Source organism: Streptomyces sp. NPDC058051 (assembly GCF_042885475.1).
In the GTDB taxonomy this organism is placed as follows: domain Bacteria; phylum Actinomycetota; class Actinomycetes; order Streptomycetales; family Streptomycetaceae; genus Streptomyces.
The window spans coordinates 68,854-87,657 of sequence record NZ_JBHVRW010000022.1; the positions used below are offsets into that span (position 1 = coordinate 68,854).

Consider the following 18,804-nt stretch of genomic DNA (forward strand, 5'->3'; position numbering starts at 1 on the left):
TCCCCTCGGCGGGTGCGGGCCGGTGAGCGGGCAGGGCTGTACCAGGTGCGGTGGTGCGGGTGTGGGCGGCACACGTGCGGGTGGTGCGGGTGATCCCGGCAGGTACCGGTATGTGCCGGAGGGTGTGGTGTGCCGTACGGGTGGCTCAGGTGGTGTGGTGTCGTGTGCCGGTGGCGCCGGTGGGTGCCGGGGGTGTGGTGTGCCGCACCGGTGGTTCCGGTGGTGTTGCGTCGCGAACCGGGGGTGTGGTGTGCCGTACCGGTGGTCTCGGTGCTTCCGGTGGTTCTGCCGCCCGCCGGTGGTTCCGGTGGGTGCCGTGTGCTGCCGGTCCGGGTGTCAGGCCGGTGAGAACAGGTGGTCGCTGATGAGCCGGGCCGCGCCGATCACTCCGGCGGCCGGTCCCAACTCGCCCAGCACGATGGGAAGGTTTCCGGTGGCCAGCGGCAGCGACTGCCGGTAGACCTGGGTCCGGACACTGGCGAGGAGCGTGTGGCCGAGGCCGGTCACACCGCCGCCGATCACCACCAGTCCGGGATTGAAGAAGCTGACGAGTCCCGCGATGACCTGGCCGACCCGGTTGCCGCCTTCGCGGATCAGGTCGAGCGAGGTGGCGTCACCGGCGGCCGCGGCGGCGGCCACGTCGGCGGCGGTGAGCTTTCCGGCCGCCTCCAGCCGGCCCGCGAGTTCCGTCGACTGCCCGGCCCGCGCCGCGTCCTCGGCGTCACGGGCGAGCGCGGCACCGCTGAAGTGGGCTTCCAGGCAGCCCCGGTTGCCACAGGCACAGGGGCGTCCTTCGGGTTCGACCTGGATGTGGCCGATGTCCCCGGCACTGCCGGTCGTCCCCCGGTGCACGCCGCCACCGACGACGATGCCGCAGCCGATGCCGGTACCGATCTTGACGCAGAGGAAGTCGCCCACGGAGCGTGCGACGCCCGCGTGCTGCTCCCCCATCGCCATCAGGTTCACATCGTTGTCGACCATGACGGGACAGCCCAGTTCCTGGCTGAGCGCCTCCCGGACCGGGAAGCCGTCCCAGCCCGGCATGATCGGCGGTGCGACCGGTATGCCTTCGGGGAAGCGGACCGGTCCGGGTACGCCGACGCCCGCGCCGTCGAAGCCCTCGGCGAGCCCGGAGGCCCGGAGCTTGGCCGCCATGGACAGCACCTGCTCGAAGATGGCGACGGGCCCTTCGCGTACGTCCATGGGGTGGTTGAGGTGGCCAAGGACCTCCAACTCCGCGTTGGTGACGGCCACATCGACAGATGTGGCACCGATGTCGACGCCGAGGAAACGCAGTTGCGGGGCGAGCCGGATGTTGTGCGAGCGACGCCCGCCGCGGGAGGCGGCGAGTCCGTCGGCCACGACAAGTCCGGTCTCCAGCAGCCGGTCGACCTCGACGGCGAGCTTGGAGCGGGAGAGATCGACCTCGTCCCCCAGCTGTGCCCGGGAGTTGGGCCCTCCGTCGCGCAACAGCCGCAGCAGTCGCGCCTGATGCGCATTCGCGGGTCGTGCCGTCATACGTCTCACGCGCCCCTCCCCGCCACATCGGCCTCTCCGTCGGGCTTTCGAGTGGAACGTAGCAGCGGTTGCCGGGAGTGGGAAGAAGTTGCGCAGGAATCTGTCGCAACTTTCTCCACACCGAGGACAAAGCCGTCCGGCCACATCACCGGCCGGTGATCGGCCGGCACCCTCGGAACGCCCCGCCGAGGCGCACAGCACCCCCGCGCCGCCGTCTCCGCGCCGCCGTGTCCGCGCGCGGAAGACGGAGAACGGGGAAGGACCGGGGCTCGACGCCCCGGCCCTTCCCCGGCCTTCCCCGTGCACACCGAGCTGCCTGCCCGGCCGCCTCGTCACCCCTGGTCGCGCTCGTGGTACGTCCGTCGCGTGTGTTCCGTGTGCGCCCGCATGATCTCCGTGGCCCGCCGCTCGTCGCGCGAGGAGATCGCGGCGATGAGCGAGCGGTGCTCGATCCAGGACTGGGCGCCGCGCTGACGGGCCACCGGGGTGTAGTACCAGCGGACCCGGCGGTCCACCTGCCCGGCGAGTTCGGACAGGACGACGTTGCCCGCCAACTCCATGACCTTGGCGTGGAAGGCCGCGTTGGTCGCGACCGCCAGGTCCACGTCGTCGTCGGCGACGGCCTGCTCACCCGTGGCGCAGAGCTCCTCCAGGGCGGCGATGCCCTCGGCGCCGGAGCCGGCCGCGGCCAGGCGGGCGGCCTCGGCCTCCAGGAGGGTGCGGACCGAGAGCAGTTGGTCCGCCTCCTCCTCCGTGGGTTCATGGACGAACGCACCCTGGGCGGGCCGGAGATCGACCCAGCCCTCGGTGTTCAGCCGCTGCAACGCCTCGCGCACCGGCTGCCTGGACACCCCGAGATGACCGGCCAGCTCGCTCTCGACGAGGTGCTGACCGGGACGGAGCGCACGTGTCGTTATGAGTTCGAGCAGCGCCTCGTACACACGCTCACGTAGCGGACCGGGCCGTTCCAGCTTCGGCACAGTCCCGTGCGGCAGTCCTGCGGACAACATCGCGGTCCCCCTCCGGGCGACGAGCAATTGGTTATCGTCTACAGTCTACCGATCGCACGGGCCCTTCAGGGACAGCGGATCACCTGGCCCGCGTACGAGAGATTGCCTCCGAAGCCGAAGAGCAGAGCCGGCGCGCCGCTGTGGACCTCGCCGCGTTCCACCAGCTTGGACAGGGCCATGGGAATGGAGGCCGCGGACGTGTTGCCGGACTCCACGACATCGCGGGCGATGACGGCGTTGACAGCACCGATCTTCCTGGCGACGGGTTCGATGATCCGCAGATTGGCCTGATGCAGTACCACCGCGGCCAGGTCCTCGGGAGCGACGCCTGCCTTTTCGCACACCTTGCGCGCGATGGGCGGCAGCTGCGTGGTGGCCCAGCGGTACACGGACTGCCCCTCCTGCGCGAAGCGCGGCGGCGTCCCCTCGATCCGTACCGCGTTCCCCATCTCCGGCACCGAGCCCCACAGAACGGGCCCGATCCCGGGCCGGTCGCCGCCGTCCGGGTCCGCGACGACGACCGCCGCGCCGGCTCCGTCGCCGACGAGCACGCAGGTGCTGCGGTCGGACCAGTCCGCGATGTCCCCCATCTTGTCGGCGCCGATGACGAGGACGCGTTCGGCCGCCCCCGCCCTGATCGCGTGGTCGGCGGTGGCGAGGGCATGGGTGAAGCCGGAGCAGACGACGTTGATGTCCATCACCGCGGGCGAGCCCATGCCCAGCCGGGCGGCGACCCGCGCCGACATGCTCGGCGACCGGTCGATCGCGGTGGAGGTGGCGACCAGTACCAGGTCGATGTCGAGTGGCTGCAGCCCCGCCCCGGCCAGCGCCTTGGCCCCCGCGTGCGCGGCCAGTTCGTCCACCGGCTCGTCAGGACCTCCGACATGACGGGTCTTGATGCCGACGCGACTGGTGATCCACTCGTCACTGGTGTCGACCATGACCGCCAGATCGTCGTTGGTGAGCACCTTGGCGGGCTGGTAGTGGCCGAGCGCCACGACACGTGAGCCGGTCATGTACAGGATCCCCTCGCTACATCGGCAGGAACCATCCAGTCTTGGTCGCTACCGCCCGGTACAGGGGCAGGTGATCCCACAGGAATCACACCCGGACGTTGGAGACTTGACCACAGCCTTGACCACTCACAAGGCATACTGTAGACAATATTCTGTCGACTTGACCCGGACCGAGACCACCGCCCTCTGCGCGTACCGCGGCGTGGGCCGCAACGTCACACCCCACGTGCAGGACAATGAGACCGCCAAGGTCACTTCGCCGCACGACCATCCGGTGACCCACGTCAACCTCTGCATCAAGGGCCTGTTCGGCTTCCACCACGTACAGAATCGGGTTTAACCGCTATGGGACGGGTCACCGAGCGCCGCCGCACCATCCGCATCCGGGACGGGGCCGTCTCCACACGCCCCGACACCCTCGTCGCCGAGGAGCCCCTGGAGATCCGGCTGAACGGCAGGCCGCTCGCCATCACGATGCGCACGCCGGGCGACGACTTCGCGCTGGCGGCGGGCTTCCTGGTGAGTGAGGGCGTGATCGGTGGCGGCTCGGACGTGCAGTCGATCGTGTACTGCGCCGGGGCCACCGCTGACGGCGTCAACACGTACAACGTGGTGGATGTGCGGCTCGCCCCCGGTGTCGCGGTCCCTGACGTCACACTCGAACGCCATGTGTACACCACGTCGTCCTGCGGGCTCTGCGGCAAGGCGAGCCTGGACGCGGTACGCACCACGACCCGGCATCCGATCACCGACACTCCCCCGGTCCGGGTCGAGCCGGCCCTGCTCGCCGGTCTCCCCGACCGGCTGCGCGCCGCGCAGCGGGTCTTCGACCGGACCGGGGGCCTGCACGCGGCGGCACTGTTCTCCGAAGCGGGTGAGCTGCTCGACATCCGGGAGGACGTCGGCCGGCACAACGCGGTCGACAAACTGGTCGGCCGGGCCGTGACCGACGACCGGCTGCCGCTGTCCCGGGTGATTCTGCTGGTGTCCGGGAGGGCCTCGTTCGAGCTGGCCCAGAAGGCGGTGATGGCCGGGATCCCGATGCTCGCCGCGGTCTCGGCGCCGTCGTCCCTCGCCGTCGACCTGGCGGCCGAGTCCGGACTGACCCTGGTCGGCTTTCTCCGGGGCCGCTCCATGAACGTGTACGCGGGCGAGCACCGCATCGCCCTGGAGGCGACGGTCGGCCAGGGCTGAGGCACCCCGCCCGTCTGCACGGGTCAGGGAACCGGCCGGCGGGGAGCGCCCCCTGCCGCCGGCCGGTCCCATCCCCGGGGAGGCGTCCTCAGCTCACCGCGACGCGCTCCCGTGACACCTCCGCACCGTTCTCGCGGCTCTCCTCCTGCGGATCGCGCGCACGGCGCTTGGCGATCACCGCGCACACCATCAGCTGCATCTGATGGAAGAGCATGAGCGGCAGGACGGCGAGGGACGCCTGCGCCCCGAACAGGACACTCGCCATGGGCAACCCGGAGGCCAGGCTCTTCTTCGAGCCGGCGAACTGGATCGCGATCCGGTCCTCCCGGTCGAAGCCGAGTCGCTTCGCCCCGTACCAGCTCAGCGCGAGCATCAGCGCGAGCAGCACCGCCTCGGCACCGAGCAGGGCGCCGAGCCTGGCCGGGGTGACCTGGTGCCAGATGCCCGCGACCATGCCCTCGCTGAACGCCGTGTAGACGACGAGCAGGATCGAGCCGCGGTCGACGTAGCCGAGGACCTTCTTGTGGCGGGTGATGAAGCCGCCGATCCAGCGGCGCAGCAACTGTCCCGCGACGAACGGCAGGAGCAGCTGGACCCCGATCTTCAGCAGCGCGTCGGCCGAGAACCCGCCTCCGTCGTTGCCCAGGAGCGCGGCGGCGAGCAGCGGGGTGAGGAAGATTCCGGCGATCGAGGAGAAGGAGCCCGCGCAGATGGCCGCGGGCACGTTGCCGCGGGCGATCGATGTGAAGGCGATCGACGACTGGATGGTCGACGGGACGAGGCAGAGGAAGAGGAAGCCGCTGTAGAGCTGGGGCGTCAGCACGTACGGCACCAGTCCGTGGCCGGCCAGGCCGAGCAGCGGGAACGCCACGAAAGTGCAGACGAGAACGGTGAGATGGAGCCGCCAGTGCTTGAGGCCGTCGAGCGCCTCGGCGGTGGAGAGGCGGGCGCCGTACAGGAAGAAGAGGAAGGCGACGGCTCCGGTCGACGCGCCGCCCGCCACATCGGCGGCGGTGCCCGACGCGGGCAGTATCGCCGCGAGCACGACCGTGCCGATCAGCGCCAGGATGTACGGGTCGATCGGCAGCCAGGACGGCAACTTCAGCGTGCGGCGGCTCATGTGCTCCACATGTTCTCTTGGTTCGGGTCGTGCCCTCCCCATCCTGCTCCTGATCACCTCGATCGGGAATCCGGCATACCGCTCTCACTGTCATCGCGCTTCGCGATAGCCTGGTGGCATGTACGACCCCGCACAACTGCGTACGTTTCTCGCCGTCGCCCAGACACTGAGCTTCACCCAGGCGGCCCGTCGGCTGGGGGTTCGGCAGTCCACGGTGAGCCAGCATGTGCGACGCCTGGAGGATGCGACGGGGCGCCGGCTGTTCACCCGGGACACGCACCGGGTCGATCTCACCGTGGACGGCGAGGCGATGCTCGGTTTCGCCCGGACGATACTGGAGGCCCACGAGCGCGCCTCGGCCTTCTTCACCGGCACCCGGCTCCGCGGGCGGCTGCGGTTCGGGGCCTCCGAGGACTTCGTGCTGACCCGGCTGCCGGAGATCCTGGAGTCCTTCCGCCGCGACCATCCGGAGGTCGAGTTGGAGCTGACGGTGGAGCTCTCCGGGACGCTGCACCAGCGGCTGGCGGCGGGCCGGCTCGATCTGGTGCTCGCCAAGCGGCGCGTCGGGGACACGCACGGAGAGCTGGTCTGGCAGGACGCGCTGACCTGGATCGGCGCGCCGCGGCTGCGCATCGACCCGGACCGCCCGATTCCGCTCGTGCTCTTCCCGCCACCGGGCATCACCCGGGCCCGCGCCCTGGAGGTCCTGGAGGAACACGGGCGGCCCTGGCGGGTCGCCTGTACGAGCACCAGCCTCAGCGGACTGATCGCGGCGGCCCGTGCGGGCCTGGGCGTCATGGCGCACAGCCGGGGTCTGATCCCGCCCGGTCTGGTCCCGGTGCCGGCGAGAGCGGGCCTGCCGGAGCTCGGCGACGTGGACTTCGTCCTGCTGCACGGCCGCCGACGGGACGGGGCACAGGACACCGCGGCGGCCCTGGCGGCGGCGATCCTGGCGGGTGGCGACCGGCTGATCCGGGGTGGCGGCGCACTCGGTTCGATCGGCGGCCGGGACGGCACGTGACCGTGCGTCCGCGCGGGCGGAACAGCGGTCAGCCGCGCCTTCGCGTCCGCGCGGGCGGGACGGCGGACAGCCGCGCCTTCGCGCCCGCGCGGGCGGAACGGCGGGGCGGCAGCCTCTTCGCGGCCGTCCCGCCAGGTCCCCCACCTGCGTGGCGAGCCCCCGCGTCCGCCGGGAGCGGGAGTGACAGCTGCGTACAGATTCGGTGGAGATTCCGGCGCCGGCCTCTTACTCCGTGGTCCCAGCCGCGCCCGAGCCTTGCCCATCTGGCCGGATTTCGGTGGCTGAGCTGTGCATGTGCCACGTTGTCCGCTGTGACGGGGGCCCTCCCGCCGCGCTGCCCGGTGGGGTAGCGTCACGGCGCTGTGCGGAGCGCCACGAGGAGCAGGTCATTGCGCGAGTTCACTGTCCCACCCATGGCGGCCGCGCCCCTCGTGGGCGGGCTGGCCGATGTGGTGTTCGACCATGCCGAGGAAGATCCGCGCCGGGTCGTGTTCGGCCGAAAAGACGCGAGCGGGCAGTGGCAGGACGTCACTGCGGCGACCTTCCGCGACGAGGTGCTGGCGCTCGCCAAGGGGCTGATCGCACACGGCGTCAGATTCGGCGACCGCGTGGCGTTGATGGCGCGTACATGCTACGAGTGGTCGCTCTTCGACTTCGCGCTGTGGACGGTCGGCGCCCAGTCCGTGCCGGTCTATCCGACGTCCTCGGCGGAACAGGTCCTCTGGATGCTGCACGATGCCGAGGTGTCCGCCATCGTGGTGGAGCACGAGGACCACGCGATGACGGTCGCGTCGGTGATCGACCGGCTGCCGCAGCTCAAGCGGCTCTGGCAGCTGGACGCGGACGCGGTGACCGAGCTGGTCGAGGCGGGCATCCCTGTCGAGGACGAGGTGGTGCACCGCCACCGGCGCGCGGTGACGCCTGATTCGGTGGCGACCGTTATTTACACCTCGGGGACGACGGGACGTCCCAAGGGCTGTGTGATCACGCACGCCAACTTCATGTTCGAGACGGACACCATGACCTCCCGCTGGGAGGCGCTCTTCCGCTCCAGGTCGGGCGACCGGGCCGCGACCCTGCTCTTCCTCCCCCTGGCGCATGTCTTCGGCCGGATGGTCGAGGTCGCCGCGGTCCGCCGCCAGGTGAAACTGGCGCATCAGCCGGAGCTGTCGGCGAAGGCGCTGATGCCGGACCTGCTGTCGTTCCGGCCGACGTTCATCCTGGCGGTGCCGTACATCTTCGAGAAGGTCTTCCACGCCGCCCGGCGCAAGGCCGAGGCGGAGGGCCGGGTCGGCCCGTTCGACAAGGCCGTGGACATCGCGGTGAAGTACGCCGAGGCGATGGAGGCCCGGTCGTTCGGTACGGGGCCCGGGCCGACGGCCGGGCTGCGGATGCAGCACCAGTTCTTCGACAAGGCCGTGTACAGGAAGGTGCGCGAGGCCATGGGCGGCCGGATCCGGTACGCCATGTCCGGCGGTTCGGGGATGGACCGGCAGCTCGGACTGTTCTTCGCGGGCGCGGGCGTCACGGTCTACGAGGGGTACGGACTGACCGAGTCGACCGCGGCGGCCACCGCCAATCCGCCCGAGCGCACCCGGTACGGCACGGTCGGTCAGCCGATCCCCGGGACCACCGTGCACATCGCCGAGGACGGCGAGGTGTGGGTGCACGGCGACCATGTGTTCGCGGGCTATCTCGGCAACCCGAAGGCCACCGACGCGGTGCTGCACGAGGGCTGGCTGGCCACCGGGGACCTGGGGGCGCTCGACGAGGACGGCTATCTGACGATCACCGGGCGGAAGAAGGAGATCCTGGTGACCTCGGGCGGCAAGAGCGTGTCACCGGCCGGTCTGGAGGAACGGGTACGGGCGCATCCGCTGGTCGCCCAGTGCATCGTGGTCGGGAACGACCGGCCCTACATCGCGGCGCTGGTCACGGTCGACCAGGAGTCGGTGGACCACTGGCTCGCCATGCGGGGCCGGTCGCCGATGAGACCGGAGGACATGGTGCGGGATCCGGACCTGGAGTTGGAGGTGCGCCGGGCGGTGGTGGCCGCCAACACAGCGGTGTCCCAGGCCGAGTCGATCCGTACGTTCCGGATTCTGGCGCATCCCTTCAGCGAGGAGCACGGTCTGCTCACACCGTCCCTGAAGCTGAAGCGCAAGGCGATCGAGACGGCGTACGCGGCGGAGGTCGACGCGCTGTACGGCTGAGGCGGCTCCGTGCCGGGGCGTCACGCGGCGCCCGTCCGCCCGGGCCGGACCGCTGAGGGCCGACCGCGGCCGACCGGGGGCCGCGAAACACCGGGCCATCGGGGAATGCAGGGGACCGGCTGATCGTTCACCTTGAGAATCCCAACCGACGACGTAAGGATCGACCGCTCGTGAGCAAGGTCCCCTCCCTCACCCTGAACAACGGCGTCGCGATGCCGCAGCTCGGTTTCGGCGTCTGGCAGGTGCCGGACGACGAGGCCGCGAAGGTGGTCGCGACAGCCATCGAGTCCGGGTACCGGAGCATCGACACCGCCGCGATCTACCAGAACGAGAGCGGCACCGGCCGGGCCGTCGCCGCATCAGGCGTCGCCCGCGAGGAACTCTTCGTCACGACGAAGCTGTGGAACCAGGACCAGGGCTACGACTCGACCCTGCGCGCCTTCGACGCCTCGCTCGACAAGCTCGGCCTGGACTATGTCGATCTGTATCTGATCCACTGGCCGGTACCGGCCAAGAACGCCTACGTCGACACGTACAAGGCCCTTGAGAAGATCTACTCCGACGGCCGCGCGAAGGCCATCGGTGTCTCGAACTTCCTGCCCGAGCACCTGGAGCGTCTTCTCGGCGAGACGTCCGTGGTCCCGGTGATCAATCAGATCGAGCTCCACCCCCAGCTCCAGCAGGCCGAATCGCGCGCCTTCCACGCCAAGCACGGCATCGCGACCGAGGCCTGGTCGCCGCTCGGCCAGGGCAAGGGTCTCCTGGAGGTTCCGACGGTCGTCGCGATCGCCCGTAAGCACAACCGCACACCGGCCCAGGTGCTGCTGCGCTGGCACATCCAGACCGGTCATGTGGTGATTCCGAAGTCCGTGACGCCGTCCCGGATCGTGGAGAACCTCGATGTGTTCGGCTTCGAGCTGGACGCCGACGACCTGGCCGCGTTCGCCGCTCTGGACGAGGGCAAGCGTATCGGCCCGAACCCGGGCGAGTTCAACAGCGGCGCCTGAGCGTCGACGCCTCACTCCTGACGTGTACGGGCCGCCGCTCGCCGCCGCACCGGACGGTCGTCGGTCACCCGGGAGGCGAACATGACGGAGGCACCGACTCCCCCGACCAGTGGTCGTGATGGGAGTCGGTGCCCGATGCCCGCATGGGCCAAGCCGTTGCGTTCGGAATCGCTCGCCGGGCCGGTGGACCATCGGGTACTCGGCCCCGAGCCTGGCCGGGCTCCCGGCGTCCGGGACGTGGGCGGCGTCTGCCACGCCGGCGCCACATTCTGTCGCCCCGGTTCACCGGGTCCTGCCCAGGGCTCGGGGGCCGCGTACGCGCGGCCGTTCCAGCCGGGCTGGCAGCGCCTCGCCGTCCGGCTCTGAAATGGCGAGGCCGAAGTGCCCAGACTGGAACCCCGGCCCGATTCCGGCGGGCCGGGGTTCTGCGTCAGGCGAGTGACTCGATCACCAGCCTTGTGAGCGGTGCTCGGTTACCGACCATCGTGATGGTGCTCGGTCACCGGTCGCCGAAGTCGCCGCCACCGAAGTCGCCACCGCCGCCGAAGTCGCCGCCACCGTGGTGACGCTCGATCACGCGGAAGCTGCCCACCACGCCGTTGTGGACCTTCACGCCACCACGGACACGGCCCGGGTGAACGCCATCGCTGGAGCTCCAGGGTCCGACGACCGCGATCGGGGCGCCGTTGTCGCAGGTCGCGCCACGGAAGACCTCGACGGTCCGGCGGCTGTCGTTGCGGATGTTGAGGGTCTTGGAACCGAGACCGCTGACCACGGTCACGCAGCCGCCACCTTCGGCGGTGTAGGTGCGCTCGTTGATGTGGATGCGGCCCTCGAAGTGGCGGCCCCTCTTGTTGCCGCCCCTGTCATTGCCCTTCTCGTAGCCACCCCTGCCCTCGTTGCCCTTGCCCTCTTCGCCCTTGCCGGCGTCGCCGCCGTTGAGAGCCGAAACGGGGGCAGCAGCCTGCTGCTGGACAACGGGGGCTGCCTGGGCCGGCTCCGTGGAGGCGGCCGAGGCGTACGTGATGCCGGTGGCGGCCAGAGCCGCGGCAGCCGCGAGAGCGGCGGTAACGACGGTGGAACGCGTAACCATGTCACTTCTCCTGTCTCAGAGAGATCGGCCGAGCAGCCGACCCGAGATTGAACGTACTGACGCTCCACAAAGCTGTCATATCGGACACGTTGCACGGTTCGGGCCGGGGCGCCGATCGGGGTACACGAGACACCCAAATGCCATTTTCAGATAATCTGACAAGCTGCCAATCGCCCTTATTTATGGGCGCATTGATGTCTCATTAGCCTGTCCAGGCGACTTGCTGATGCTCGCTCACCCCTTGTGGCAGCGTGTCTTCGTTGACACGGCCCGCGCAGGAGTCGTACGCGAGCGGTCTGAGTACTCATCATTCGCCATCTCACCTGCTCTGACCTGCGGTGACATGGAGAGGGACCGCATCGGAGCAATCCGCCGGGCCGCCTCCCGCAGCTTCGGGCACATCCGCATGTTCAGGCGCGCGTCGGCCCGCAGGCGCCAGGCAGCCTCCGGCCGCGGGTCAGCAGCGACGCACTGCTGACCCGCGGCCGGAGACGCACTCGGGTCAGCCCCGCCGGGCCAGGTGCACCGTGCGAGCCGTGAGCAGGAAGACATCGGGGCGGTTCCGCAGTCCGGCCGGGTCCTCGGGGTCGAGCAGCCGGTCCAGCACGGCGATGTCCTCGGCCGACAGGGAATCCACGAACATCTCGCGCCGACGGGCGAACTCGGCGATGACATGGTCTCGGGCGGGCTCGTCGAGCGGTGCCGGAAGGTCGAGCAGGAAGCTGCGGGTGCCCTGCGGCTCCAGGCCCACGGCGGCGAACAACGCGCTCCAGTCCTCGGTCTCCCGCTTGGCACCGGGCAGTGACGTCCGCATCTCGTCGAACCAGTCCGCGGTGATCGCGTCGATCCTGGCCTCCAGACCCGGCCGCCCCATGCCGATGTCGCGCGGAAGCTGACGGGGCGGCAGACCTCCCTCAAGCAGGGCGAGGGTTCCGCCGGGGCGCAGCAGTGCGGCGAGTCCGGCGAGGGCGGCGCGCTGGTCCCCCATGTGATGCAGGGCGTTGCCCACCCAGATCAGATCCGCCTCCCCCAGCTCGGCGAGGCCGCCGGGGATCTCTGCCTGCTGGATGCGGACCCGTTCTCCGAGACCGAGCCGCCGCGCGCGTGCCCGGGTGCGTTCCAGGAGGGCCGGGGTGCCGTCGACAGCGACGACTTCCGCCTCGGGGAACACCTCGGCGAGCAGGCAGGCGATCACGCCGGGTCCACTGCCGATGTCGAGGATTCTGCGCACCTCCGGGGCCGTGGGCAGGCCGGCGATCCAGCGGGCCGCCTCCTCGTACTGCGGTCGGCTGAGCTCGGCGTTCTGCTCCAGCATCGGGCCCATGACATCCCAGTCGAATTCGGTGGTGTCGTGAGCGTGTCCCGGGGTACCGCCGTGGCGATGAGTGTGGGTGGCGTCGTGTCGATGGCCGTCGGTGGTGTCGTGCTGATGACCGTGGTCGGTGTGCTGGCTCATGGGACAGCCTCATCACACAGCCGCACCTGTGGCAAGAATCATTGCCGTTTCGGCAAGCCGCCGCCTGAAACACCGGTCGATGCTGCTCCGTCCCAGTCTCTCGTGCGCAGCGCCGGCAGCCGGTACCGCGGCCTGTCGGGCACGTCGAGTCTCCGCGGCGGCCTCGGCCCCGGGCACACCGCCGCGGGGGCGTCGTGGGCAGCTGCCTCTGTGTCGCAGTTCAGCATCCGGCCAACTCCAGGCCCCCCTGGCCGAATGGACACCTGCATATTGCCGGTACGGCGCGGGGCCCATAACGTGCGTTTATGGAGCTGGAGTTGCGCCATCTGCGTACCGTACGTGCCATCGCCGACACCGGCAGTCTGACCAAGGCCGCAGCCGCCCTCGGGCTCGCCCAGCCCGCGCTCAGCGCGCAGTTGCGACGCATCGAGAAGGCTCTGGGCGGCCCGCTCTTCGAGCGGGACCACACGGGCTCCCGCCCCACGCTCCTCGGCGAGCTGGTACTGGAAAGGGCCCGGGTGGTGCTGCCCGCCGTGAGCGAGCTCCAGGAGGAGGCGGTGCGGTTCGCCAACGCCTGGGGGGCGATGCAGCGCTTCCGGCTGGGCGGCACGCACGGCCCGCTGCTGGGCGGACTCGTCGACCGGCTGGTCACCGCGCATCCCTCGGCACCCGTATCGACATACACCTCCTGGTCGGTCGCCGAGATCGCCGCCCAACTCATCGACGGGCGACTCGACTTCGCACTCATCGGAACCTGCGGGGAGAGCGCGCCACCGGCGAACGACCGGCTGACGTGGCAGGTGATCGGGGTTGATCCGGTCTTCGTGATGCTGCCGGAATCCCATCCGCTCGCCGGTGAACAGGAGCTCGGTCTCTCCGCGCTGGCGGACGAGTGCTGGGCCGATGTGCCCGGCGACGGCTGCTTCGCGGACTGCTTCGTCAGCGCCTGCGCACGGGCCGGGTTCACTCCCGTGTCGGTGTACGAGACCGACACGACATCCGTCGTCCACCTCGTCCAGGTGGGGCGCGCGGTCGGACTGTGCCGGGCGACGTTTCCGCCGACGCCGGGAGTGGTGACACGACCGCTCGCCGACTCACCGCTGAGCTGGCGCCACCTGCTGGGCTGGCACCCACGCTCGGCGGCGGCCGCTGCGGCGTCGGGAGCCGTGAGCGGCCACACCCGGGCGGCGTACGCGGAGGCGGTGGAGCGCAACGAGGGCTTCACGCGATGGCTCGCCGCGCATCCACGGTTCGGAGCCGCGATCTGATCTCTCGTCGGTCACCCGCGATTCCGCGCGCCCTCGCTCCCGCCCCGCGCCACGACGGCCGCGCACCCGTGCCGCGCACCCGGGCGGCGCGTCCCGGTGCGACGGGTGCACGGCCCGGGCGCACCGGATGCCCGAGCCGGTGTCCGGTGACGCGCCGGCCCTTCCGGTCACCTCACGCCGTGGCCGGGGGCGATCGCGACCACGCGCGCGGCCAGGTTCAGGTCGTTCTCGGTGACCACGCCACCGGCGTCATGGGTGTTCACGGACAGGGTGACGGTGTTGTATCCGAGGGTCAGATCGGAGTGGTGGTTCAGTTCGTCCTGGATCTGGGCCACATGCACGGTCAGCCCGACAGCGGCGAAGTGTGTGTGGAGCCGATAGGTGCAGGCGATCCTGTCCCCCTCCAGCGACCAGCCGGGCAGGTCGCCCAGACGGTCCTCGATCTCCTTCTGCGACAGTGGTGCGGCGGGCATGCTACGACTCCCTCACGAACGTTCGGTGCCGGTCGGCGGTGCGGGTGACGTTACGGTCTGGGTATGACAACTGTCGCGCTTGACACGGGGGTAGGACCGCTCCTGCGCAGCTGGCGGGAGCAGCGCAGGATCAGCCAGCTGGAGCTGGCGCTGCGCGCGGATTCCTCGGCCCGGCACATCTCCTTCATCGAGACGGGCCGTTCCCGCCCCAGTGAGGACATGATCCTGCGGCTGGCCGAACAGCTCGACATCCCGGTCAGGGACCGCAACGCCCTGCTGGTGGTCGCCGGTTACGCACCACGCTACGCACAGACCGCCCTCGACGACCCGTCGCTGGGCGCGCTGCGCGAGGGGATGGAGCGGCTGCTCCAGGGATACGAGCCCTACCCGGCGCTCGTCGTCGACGGCATGTACGACGTGGTGGCGGCCAATCGGGGTATCGCGATGCTGCTGGAGGGGGTGGCCGGGCATCTGCTGACGCCGCCGCTGAACGCGATGCGGCTCACTCTCCACCCGGAGGGTCTGGCCCCGCGCATCCGCAATCTTCGGGAGTGGCGGGCCGATCTGCTGGCGCAGATGGAGCGCCAGATCGCGCTGGCCCGGTCGGCGGGGTTGCGCAAGCTCTACGAGGAGGTCGCGGGCTATCCGGCGCCGAAGGGCACGGGCACGACCGAGGACGAGGATGCCGGGGCCGGGGATGCCGAGCCTGCGGAGAGCGGCAGGCGTGGCGGAGGCCCGGGCCGGGAGAAGCCGGGGGCCGGCCCGGCGTCCTCCCCGCCCTTCGCGCTGCCCCTGCGCATCGAGCACGGTGGGCGGGTGCTCTCGTTCGTCTCGTCCATCGCGACGTTCAACACACCGATGGATGTGACGGTGGCCGAGCTGGCCATCGAGACGTTCCTGCCCGCAGACCACGCCACCGCCGACCATCTGCGCTCGCTCATTTCCTGACGATCGGACGGGCCCAGGGCGCGTCGGCGCGTGCCAGGACGATCGCGGCCGCGGTCACGAAGCCCAGGATCAGCACGGCGAGCAGCAGGGGGAGTCCGGGGTGCCCGTGCAGTGCGGCCAGGGCTCCGACGAACGCGCCGGTGACCATGGCGGCGGCCGAGAGCACCCGTCGTCCGGCCTTGCTGCCGCCTCCGCCGGCGAACCGGCTGTCGGAGAGGATGCCGGTGATGGTCAGGGTCAGCACGGTGGTGGTCAGGTCGGGGACGGCAAGCGCCCGGGAAACGGCGTTCTGCACGCCGAGGCCGAGTCCGAGCAGGGAGATGAGCGCGAATCGGGCCCCGCCGTCGAACGGATGGCCCGACACCAGGGCGACGATCAGGGCGGCCAGTGCGCAGGTGGTCTCGACGAGGAGCGCGTAGAGCAGCATCCGGCCGCGATGCGTCGCGGTGCGGTGCACGATCAGCCCGCAGAGCAGTGCTCCGACCGCGAACGCGGCGAGCGCGACGAGCGAGGCGACGAGTGAGAATCCGGGGGCTCCGGCGATCGCGAAGCCGGAGAAGACCACATTGCCGGTCATGTTGGCGACGAAGACCCGGCCGAGTTCCAGATAGCTGACGGCGTCGACCAGTCCGGTGACGACGGTCAGGGCGAGCATCAGGGGCGGCAGCGGTCCATGGCGGTCGTTCAGGTCCGGTACGAGGGTGGACCACGCCTCACGCAGCACGACGGGCATGGGCACGGGGCACGCTCCGATCACGGGGGTGGATGGTCGGAATTGTGCCGCCCGGAGGGTGCCGGGCACCACGACCGACGCACATCGCCCGACCGGGTCGGGGCTGGGGTTCCCGGAGGCGGGCGAGGTGCGTCCCGGATCGGCTGAGAGCCTGTCGGGTGACCTCTGATCGGAAGTCACCCGACGGGCTCTGAGCGGCTACACACGTGCTCCGTTGTCGAACGGATCCCGGCGCACCGCCCTGTGCCCGGCCCTGCGTCCGGGAGCCCGCTTCCGGGCCGGCGGCGGGACCTTGCTGCTCCGCTCCAGAAGGAGCGCGGCCGGTACGGCGGTCAGCACCGAGGAGTACGTGCCGACGCAGATGCCGATCAGCAGCGCGAGCGCGAAGTCGGCGAGGGAGTCGCCGCCCAGGACGGCGAGTGCGGCCAGGATGAACAGGGCGCCCATCCCGGTGTTGACCGTGCGCGGGACGGTCTGGAGAACGGCACGGTCGGCAATCACGGCAAGGGGCAGGCGACGGGCCTTCGCCCACAGTTCCCGCACCCGGTCGAAGACGACCACCGAGTCGTTGACGGAGTATCCGATGACGGTGAGGAGTGCGGCCAGGAAGATGCCGTCGACGGTGCGCCCGAGCCAGGCGAAGGCGCCGACCAGGATGATGACGTCGTGGACCAGTGCCGCGACCGACGCCACGGCGAACGTCCAGCGGAACCGGATCGCCAGATAGCCCAGCTGGACGACGACGGCGATGGCGAGCGCGATCAGGGCGTTGCGCCGGAGCTCGTCGCCGAGGCTCGGGCCGATGAGTTCGTCGCGGACCTTGGTGGCGCTGCCTCCCTCCTCCGCGAGGGCGGCACGCAGGGCGTGTTCGCCGTCGTTGTCGAGCGCGCCGATACGTACGGAGAGGTCCCCCGCACCCGCAGTGGTGACCTCCGCGTCACCGAACCCCGCGTCGGCGAGGACGGTTCGGGCCCGTTCGACGTCGACGGGCCGGCTGGTCGCGTACTCGACGAGCCGTCCGCCGGTGAATTCGACGCCCAGGTTGACGCCCCGCACGACGATGCCGAGGACGGCGACGGCGACCAGCGCGGTGGAGACCAGCAGCCAGCGGCGCGGGGAACTCATCAGCCGGGGATCGCGTCGGGTGAGCCAGGTGCGGACCCGGCCGAGGGTGCCGATGCCGTTGACGCCCCGGTGGCCGCTGACGAACCGGGAGCGCGCGGCAATCTCGGTGAGCGCGCGGGCGATGACGAGCGCGGAGAACATCGAGGCGAGCACACCGATCGCGAGGGTGACGCCGAACCCCTTCACCGGTCCGGAGCCGAGGAAGAAGAGCAGCCCGGCCGCGATCAGTGTCGTGACGTTGGAGTCGGCGACGGCGCTCCAGGCTCCCCGGAATCCGGCGGTCAGCGAGAAGCGCAGCGAGCGGCCCGGATGCTGCGCGTGTTCCTCTCGGGCCCGTTCGAAGACCAGCACGTTGGCGTCGACCGCCATCCCGATGGCCAGGACGAATCCGGCGAGGCCGGGCAGGGTGAGGGTGACGCCGAGGGCGACCAGGGCCGCGTAGGAGATCACTCCGTAGGCGGCCAGTGCGGCGGCGGCGAGTGCGCCGAAGAGCCGGTAGACGACGGTGATGAAGAGTGCGGTGGCCGCGGCGCCGATGAGGGCGGCCCGTGCGCCGGCATCGATGGCGGCGGCGCCCAGGGTCGGGCCGACGGTCCGCTGTTCGACGATCTCGACCGGGAGCGGCAGGGCTCCGCCCTTGATGAGAAGGGCCAGTTCCCGGGCCTCGTCGGCGCTGAAGGAGCCGGTGATCTGGGTCGATCCGGACGGCAGACCCGCGTCGCAGCCGACGGACGGCGCGACCTCCGGCGAGGAGATGATCCGCTGGTCGAGGACGATGGCGACGCGGCGCCGTTCGTCCTGGACCGGATGGCAGGCGGCTTCGCCGGTCAGCCGGGTCCAGTCCCGTCCCGCCTTCTTGTGGAAATCGAGGGAGACGGTCCAGCCGGTGCCCTGTTGGGCGTCGAACACGGCGGTGGCGTCCTTGACACCCGCTCCGGAGAGCCGGGCCGGGCCGAGGTCGAGGGAGCGGCCCCGCTCGTCCGGGAGTGCCGGCCCGTCCCCGGCGTCCTCCGTGCCGTCGGTCTGCGCGGCGGGGCCCTGAACGGCGTGGAAGGTGAGCTGAGCGGTTCTGCCGATGACTTCGGCGGCCTTGCGCGGGTCCTGGACGTCAGGGAGTTCGACGATGATCCGGTCCTCGCCGGAGCGGGTCAGGGCGGGTTCGGTGACGCCGAGGGAGTCGATGCGCTGACGCAGCACCTCAAGAGTGCGGTCGGTGCTCTCCCGGTCCGCTCGCGCGGTGTCGGAGTCCTTGGCCTGGAGCACCATTCTGGTACCGCCCTGAAGGTCGAGGCCGAGTCGGGGTGACATGGTCAGCGTGATGAGCACGGAGACGAGCAGAACGGCCGCAGCCAGAACCGCTCGCACCGTGGTGGCGCGAGTCATGGTTTTCCTCCGAGGGGGCGCCGGGCGCCCTCACCTCGGCGAGGACGTTCCGGCAGGTCTGTGGGACGGAGCCGGTGGCAGGACCGGCGGCCGGTGGACGGCCGTCCTCGGAGGACCCCGCACGGCGGGGAGTGCCCGGCGGAAGCGGTCGGTGGCGCGAGCGGGTGCGGTGGGGGCAGCCCGGAGAGCGCGGTGCGGTGCGCGGACGCCCGGGGCGCTGGGCAGC

General features: G+C 70.7%; 15 protein-coding genes and 1 pseudogene. 7 read left to right on the plus strand and 9 right to left on the minus strand.

Annotated features, from left to right (window positions below; all coding sequences use genetic code 11):
* Window positions 1-336: 336 nt before the first annotated feature.
* The 3 genes from ACFVUT_RS28410 to ACFVUT_RS28420 all read right to left on the minus strand — a co-directional run bounded on the left by ACFVUT_RS28410 (window position 337) and on the right by ACFVUT_RS28420 (window position 3,544).
* On the minus strand, window positions 337-1,518 hold the full coding sequence (locus ACFVUT_RS28410; RefSeq protein WP_389653286.1) for an ROK family protein: 1,182 nt from the start codon (window positions 1,516-1,518) through the stop codon (window positions 337-339).
* Between the two features lie 332 nt (window positions 1,519-1,850).
* Entirely contained in the window at window positions 1,851-2,528 is a 678-nt protein-coding gene (locus ACFVUT_RS28415) for a GntR family transcriptional regulator (RefSeq protein ID WP_389653283.1), read from the minus strand.
* 65 nt (window positions 2,529-2,593) lie between these two features.
* Entirely contained in the window at window positions 2,594-3,544 is a 951-nt protein-coding gene (locus tag ACFVUT_RS28420; protein ID WP_389653280.1) for a beta-ketoacyl-ACP synthase III, read from the minus strand.
* 166 nt (window positions 3,545-3,710) lie between these two features.
* Here ACFVUT_RS28420 and ACFVUT_RS28425 point away from each other — a divergent pair.
* A pseudogene (locus tag ACFVUT_RS28425) lies at window positions 3,711-3,884 on the plus strand (Fe-S-binding domain-containing protein); the annotation flags it as partial.
* Between the two features lie 5 nt (window positions 3,885-3,889).
* Window positions 3,890-4,738 carry a formate dehydrogenase accessory sulfurtransferase FdhD gene (fdhD, locus tag ACFVUT_RS28430; protein ID WP_389653276.1) on the plus strand — a complete coding sequence of 283 codons (849 nt, stop codon included), beginning with the start codon at window positions 3,890-3,892 and terminating at the stop codon, window positions 4,736-4,738.
* Window positions 4,739-4,826: 88 nt separating this feature from the next.
* Here the strand turns inward: fdhD and ACFVUT_RS28435 are convergent, their stop codons facing one another.
* Entirely contained in the window at window positions 4,827-5,858 is a 1,032-nt protein-coding gene (locus tag ACFVUT_RS28435; RefSeq protein ID WP_389653273.1) for a bile acid:sodium symporter family protein, read from the minus strand.
* 118 nt (window positions 5,859-5,976) lie between these two features.
* On the opposite strand from ACFVUT_RS28435, the gene ACFVUT_RS28440 reads away from it, so the two are divergent.
* From ACFVUT_RS28440 to ACFVUT_RS28450, 3 genes are all read left to right on the plus strand, one after another.
* Window positions 5,977-6,879, plus strand: coding sequence for a LysR substrate-binding domain-containing protein (locus tag ACFVUT_RS28440; RefSeq protein ID WP_389653269.1), 903 nt, complete (start codon window positions 5,977-5,979; stop codon window positions 6,877-6,879).
* 413 nt (window positions 6,880-7,292) lie between these two features.
* Window positions 7,293-9,092: an AMP-dependent synthetase/ligase gene (locus tag ACFVUT_RS28445; protein ID WP_389653266.1), complete on the plus strand. Its 1,800-nt coding sequence runs from the start codon at window positions 7,293-7,295 to the stop codon at window positions 9,090-9,092.
* A gap of 170 nt (window positions 9,093-9,262) precedes the next feature.
* Window positions 9,263-10,099, plus strand: a complete 837-nt coding sequence (locus ACFVUT_RS28450; RefSeq protein ID WP_389653264.1) for an aldo/keto reductase — start codon at window positions 9,263-9,265, stop codon at window positions 10,097-10,099.
* A gap of 499 nt (window positions 10,100-10,598) precedes the next feature.
* Here ACFVUT_RS28450 and ACFVUT_RS28455 read toward each other — a convergent pair whose 3' ends face one another.
* Window positions 10,599-11,192: a hypothetical protein gene (locus ACFVUT_RS28455; RefSeq protein WP_389653261.1), complete on the minus strand. Its 594-nt coding sequence runs from the start codon at window positions 11,190-11,192 to the stop codon at window positions 10,599-10,601.
* 502 nt (window positions 11,193-11,694) lie between these two features.
* On the minus strand, window positions 11,695-12,648 hold the full coding sequence (locus tag ACFVUT_RS28460; RefSeq protein WP_389653258.1) for a class I SAM-dependent methyltransferase: 954 nt from the start codon (window positions 12,646-12,648) through the stop codon (window positions 11,695-11,697).
* A 305-nt stretch (window positions 12,649-12,953) separates the two neighbouring features.
* On the opposite strand from ACFVUT_RS28460, the gene ACFVUT_RS28465 reads away from it, so the two are divergent.
* Window positions 12,954-13,916, plus strand: a complete 963-nt coding sequence (locus ACFVUT_RS28465; RefSeq protein WP_389653255.1) for a LysR family transcriptional regulator — start codon at window positions 12,954-12,956, stop codon at window positions 13,914-13,916.
* A 167-nt stretch (window positions 13,917-14,083) separates the two neighbouring features.
* Here ACFVUT_RS28465 and ACFVUT_RS28470 read toward each other — a convergent pair whose 3' ends face one another.
* The gene (locus ACFVUT_RS28470) at window positions 14,084-14,389 is read right to left on the minus strand and encodes a 4a-hydroxytetrahydrobiopterin dehydratase (protein ID WP_389653252.1); all 306 of its coding nucleotides are present in this window, start codon (window positions 14,387-14,389) and stop codon (window positions 14,084-14,086) included.
* A 63-nt stretch (window positions 14,390-14,452) separates the two neighbouring features.
* Between ACFVUT_RS28470 and ACFVUT_RS28475 the strand changes: the two genes are divergently transcribed.
* Window positions 14,453-15,337 carry a helix-turn-helix domain-containing protein gene (locus ACFVUT_RS28475; RefSeq protein ID WP_389653249.1) on the plus strand — a complete coding sequence of 295 codons (885 nt, stop codon included), beginning with the start codon at window positions 14,453-14,455 and terminating at the stop codon, window positions 15,335-15,337.
* Here the strand turns inward: ACFVUT_RS28475 and ACFVUT_RS28480 are convergent.
* A complete protein-coding gene (locus ACFVUT_RS28480) occupies window positions 15,327-16,070 on the minus strand; it encodes a YoaK family protein (protein ID WP_389653430.1) in 744 nt (247 codons plus the stop codon). The two genes, ACFVUT_RS28475 and ACFVUT_RS28480, sit on opposite strands and share 11 nt — an antisense overlap.
* A 198-nt stretch (window positions 16,071-16,268) precedes the next feature.
* On the minus strand, window positions 16,269-18,578 hold the full coding sequence (gene secD / locus ACFVUT_RS28485; protein WP_389653246.1) for a protein translocase subunit SecD: 2,310 nt from the start codon (window positions 18,576-18,578) through the stop codon (window positions 16,269-16,271).
* Between the last annotated feature and the right edge of the window lie 226 nt (window positions 18,579-18,804).

What these genes read in the sequence shown, in the direction of transcription:
- ACFVUT_RS28410 (WP_389653286.1), bottom strand. Translation starts at nt 1,518, where the DNA reads ATGACGGCACGACCCGCGAATGCGCATCAGGCGCGACTGCTGCGGCTG.
- ACFVUT_RS28415 (WP_389653283.1), bottom strand. Translation starts at nt 2,528, where the DNA reads ATGTTGTCCGCAGGACTGCCGCACGGGACTGTGCCGAAGCTGGAACGG.
- ACFVUT_RS28420 (WP_389653280.1), bottom strand. Translation starts at nt 3,544, where the DNA reads ATGACCGGCTCACGTGTCGTGGCGCTCGGCCACTACCAGCCCGCCAAG.
- fdhD (WP_389653276.1), top strand. Translation starts at nt 3,890, where the DNA reads ATGGGACGGGTCACCGAGCGCCGCCGCACCATCCGCATCCGGGACGGG.
- ACFVUT_RS28435 (WP_389653273.1), bottom strand. Translation starts at nt 5,858, where the DNA reads ATGAGCCGCCGCACGCTGAAGTTGCCGTCCTGGCTGCCGATCGACCCG.
- ACFVUT_RS28440 (WP_389653269.1), top strand. Translation starts at nt 5,977, where the DNA reads ATGTACGACCCCGCACAACTGCGTACGTTTCTCGCCGTCGCCCAGACA.
- ACFVUT_RS28445 (WP_389653266.1), top strand. Translation starts at nt 7,293, where the DNA reads ATGGCGGCCGCGCCCCTCGTGGGCGGGCTGGCCGATGTGGTGTTCGAC.
- ACFVUT_RS28455 (WP_389653261.1), bottom strand. Translation starts at nt 11,192, where the DNA reads ATGGTTACGCGTTCCACCGTCGTTACCGCCGCTCTCGCGGCTGCCGCG.
- ACFVUT_RS28460 (WP_389653258.1), bottom strand. Translation starts at nt 12,648, where the DNA reads ATGAGCCAGCACACCGACCACGGTCATCAGCACGACACCACCGACGGC.
- ACFVUT_RS28465 (WP_389653255.1), top strand. Translation starts at nt 12,954, where the DNA reads ATGGAGCTGGAGTTGCGCCATCTGCGTACCGTACGTGCCATCGCCGAC.
- ACFVUT_RS28470 (WP_389653252.1), bottom strand. Translation starts at nt 14,389, where the DNA reads ATGCCCGCCGCACCACTGTCGCAGAAGGAGATCGAGGACCGTCTGGGC.
- ACFVUT_RS28475 (WP_389653249.1), top strand. Translation starts at nt 14,453, where the DNA reads ATGACAACTGTCGCGCTTGACACGGGGGTAGGACCGCTCCTGCGCAGC.
- ACFVUT_RS28480 (WP_389653430.1), bottom strand. Translation starts at nt 16,070, where the DNA reads ATGCCCGTCGTGCTGCGTGAGGCGTGGTCCACCCTCGTACCGGACCTG.
- secD (WP_389653246.1), bottom strand. Translation starts at nt 18,578, where the DNA reads ATGACTCGCGCCACCACGGTGCGAGCGGTTCTGGCTGCGGCCGTTCTG.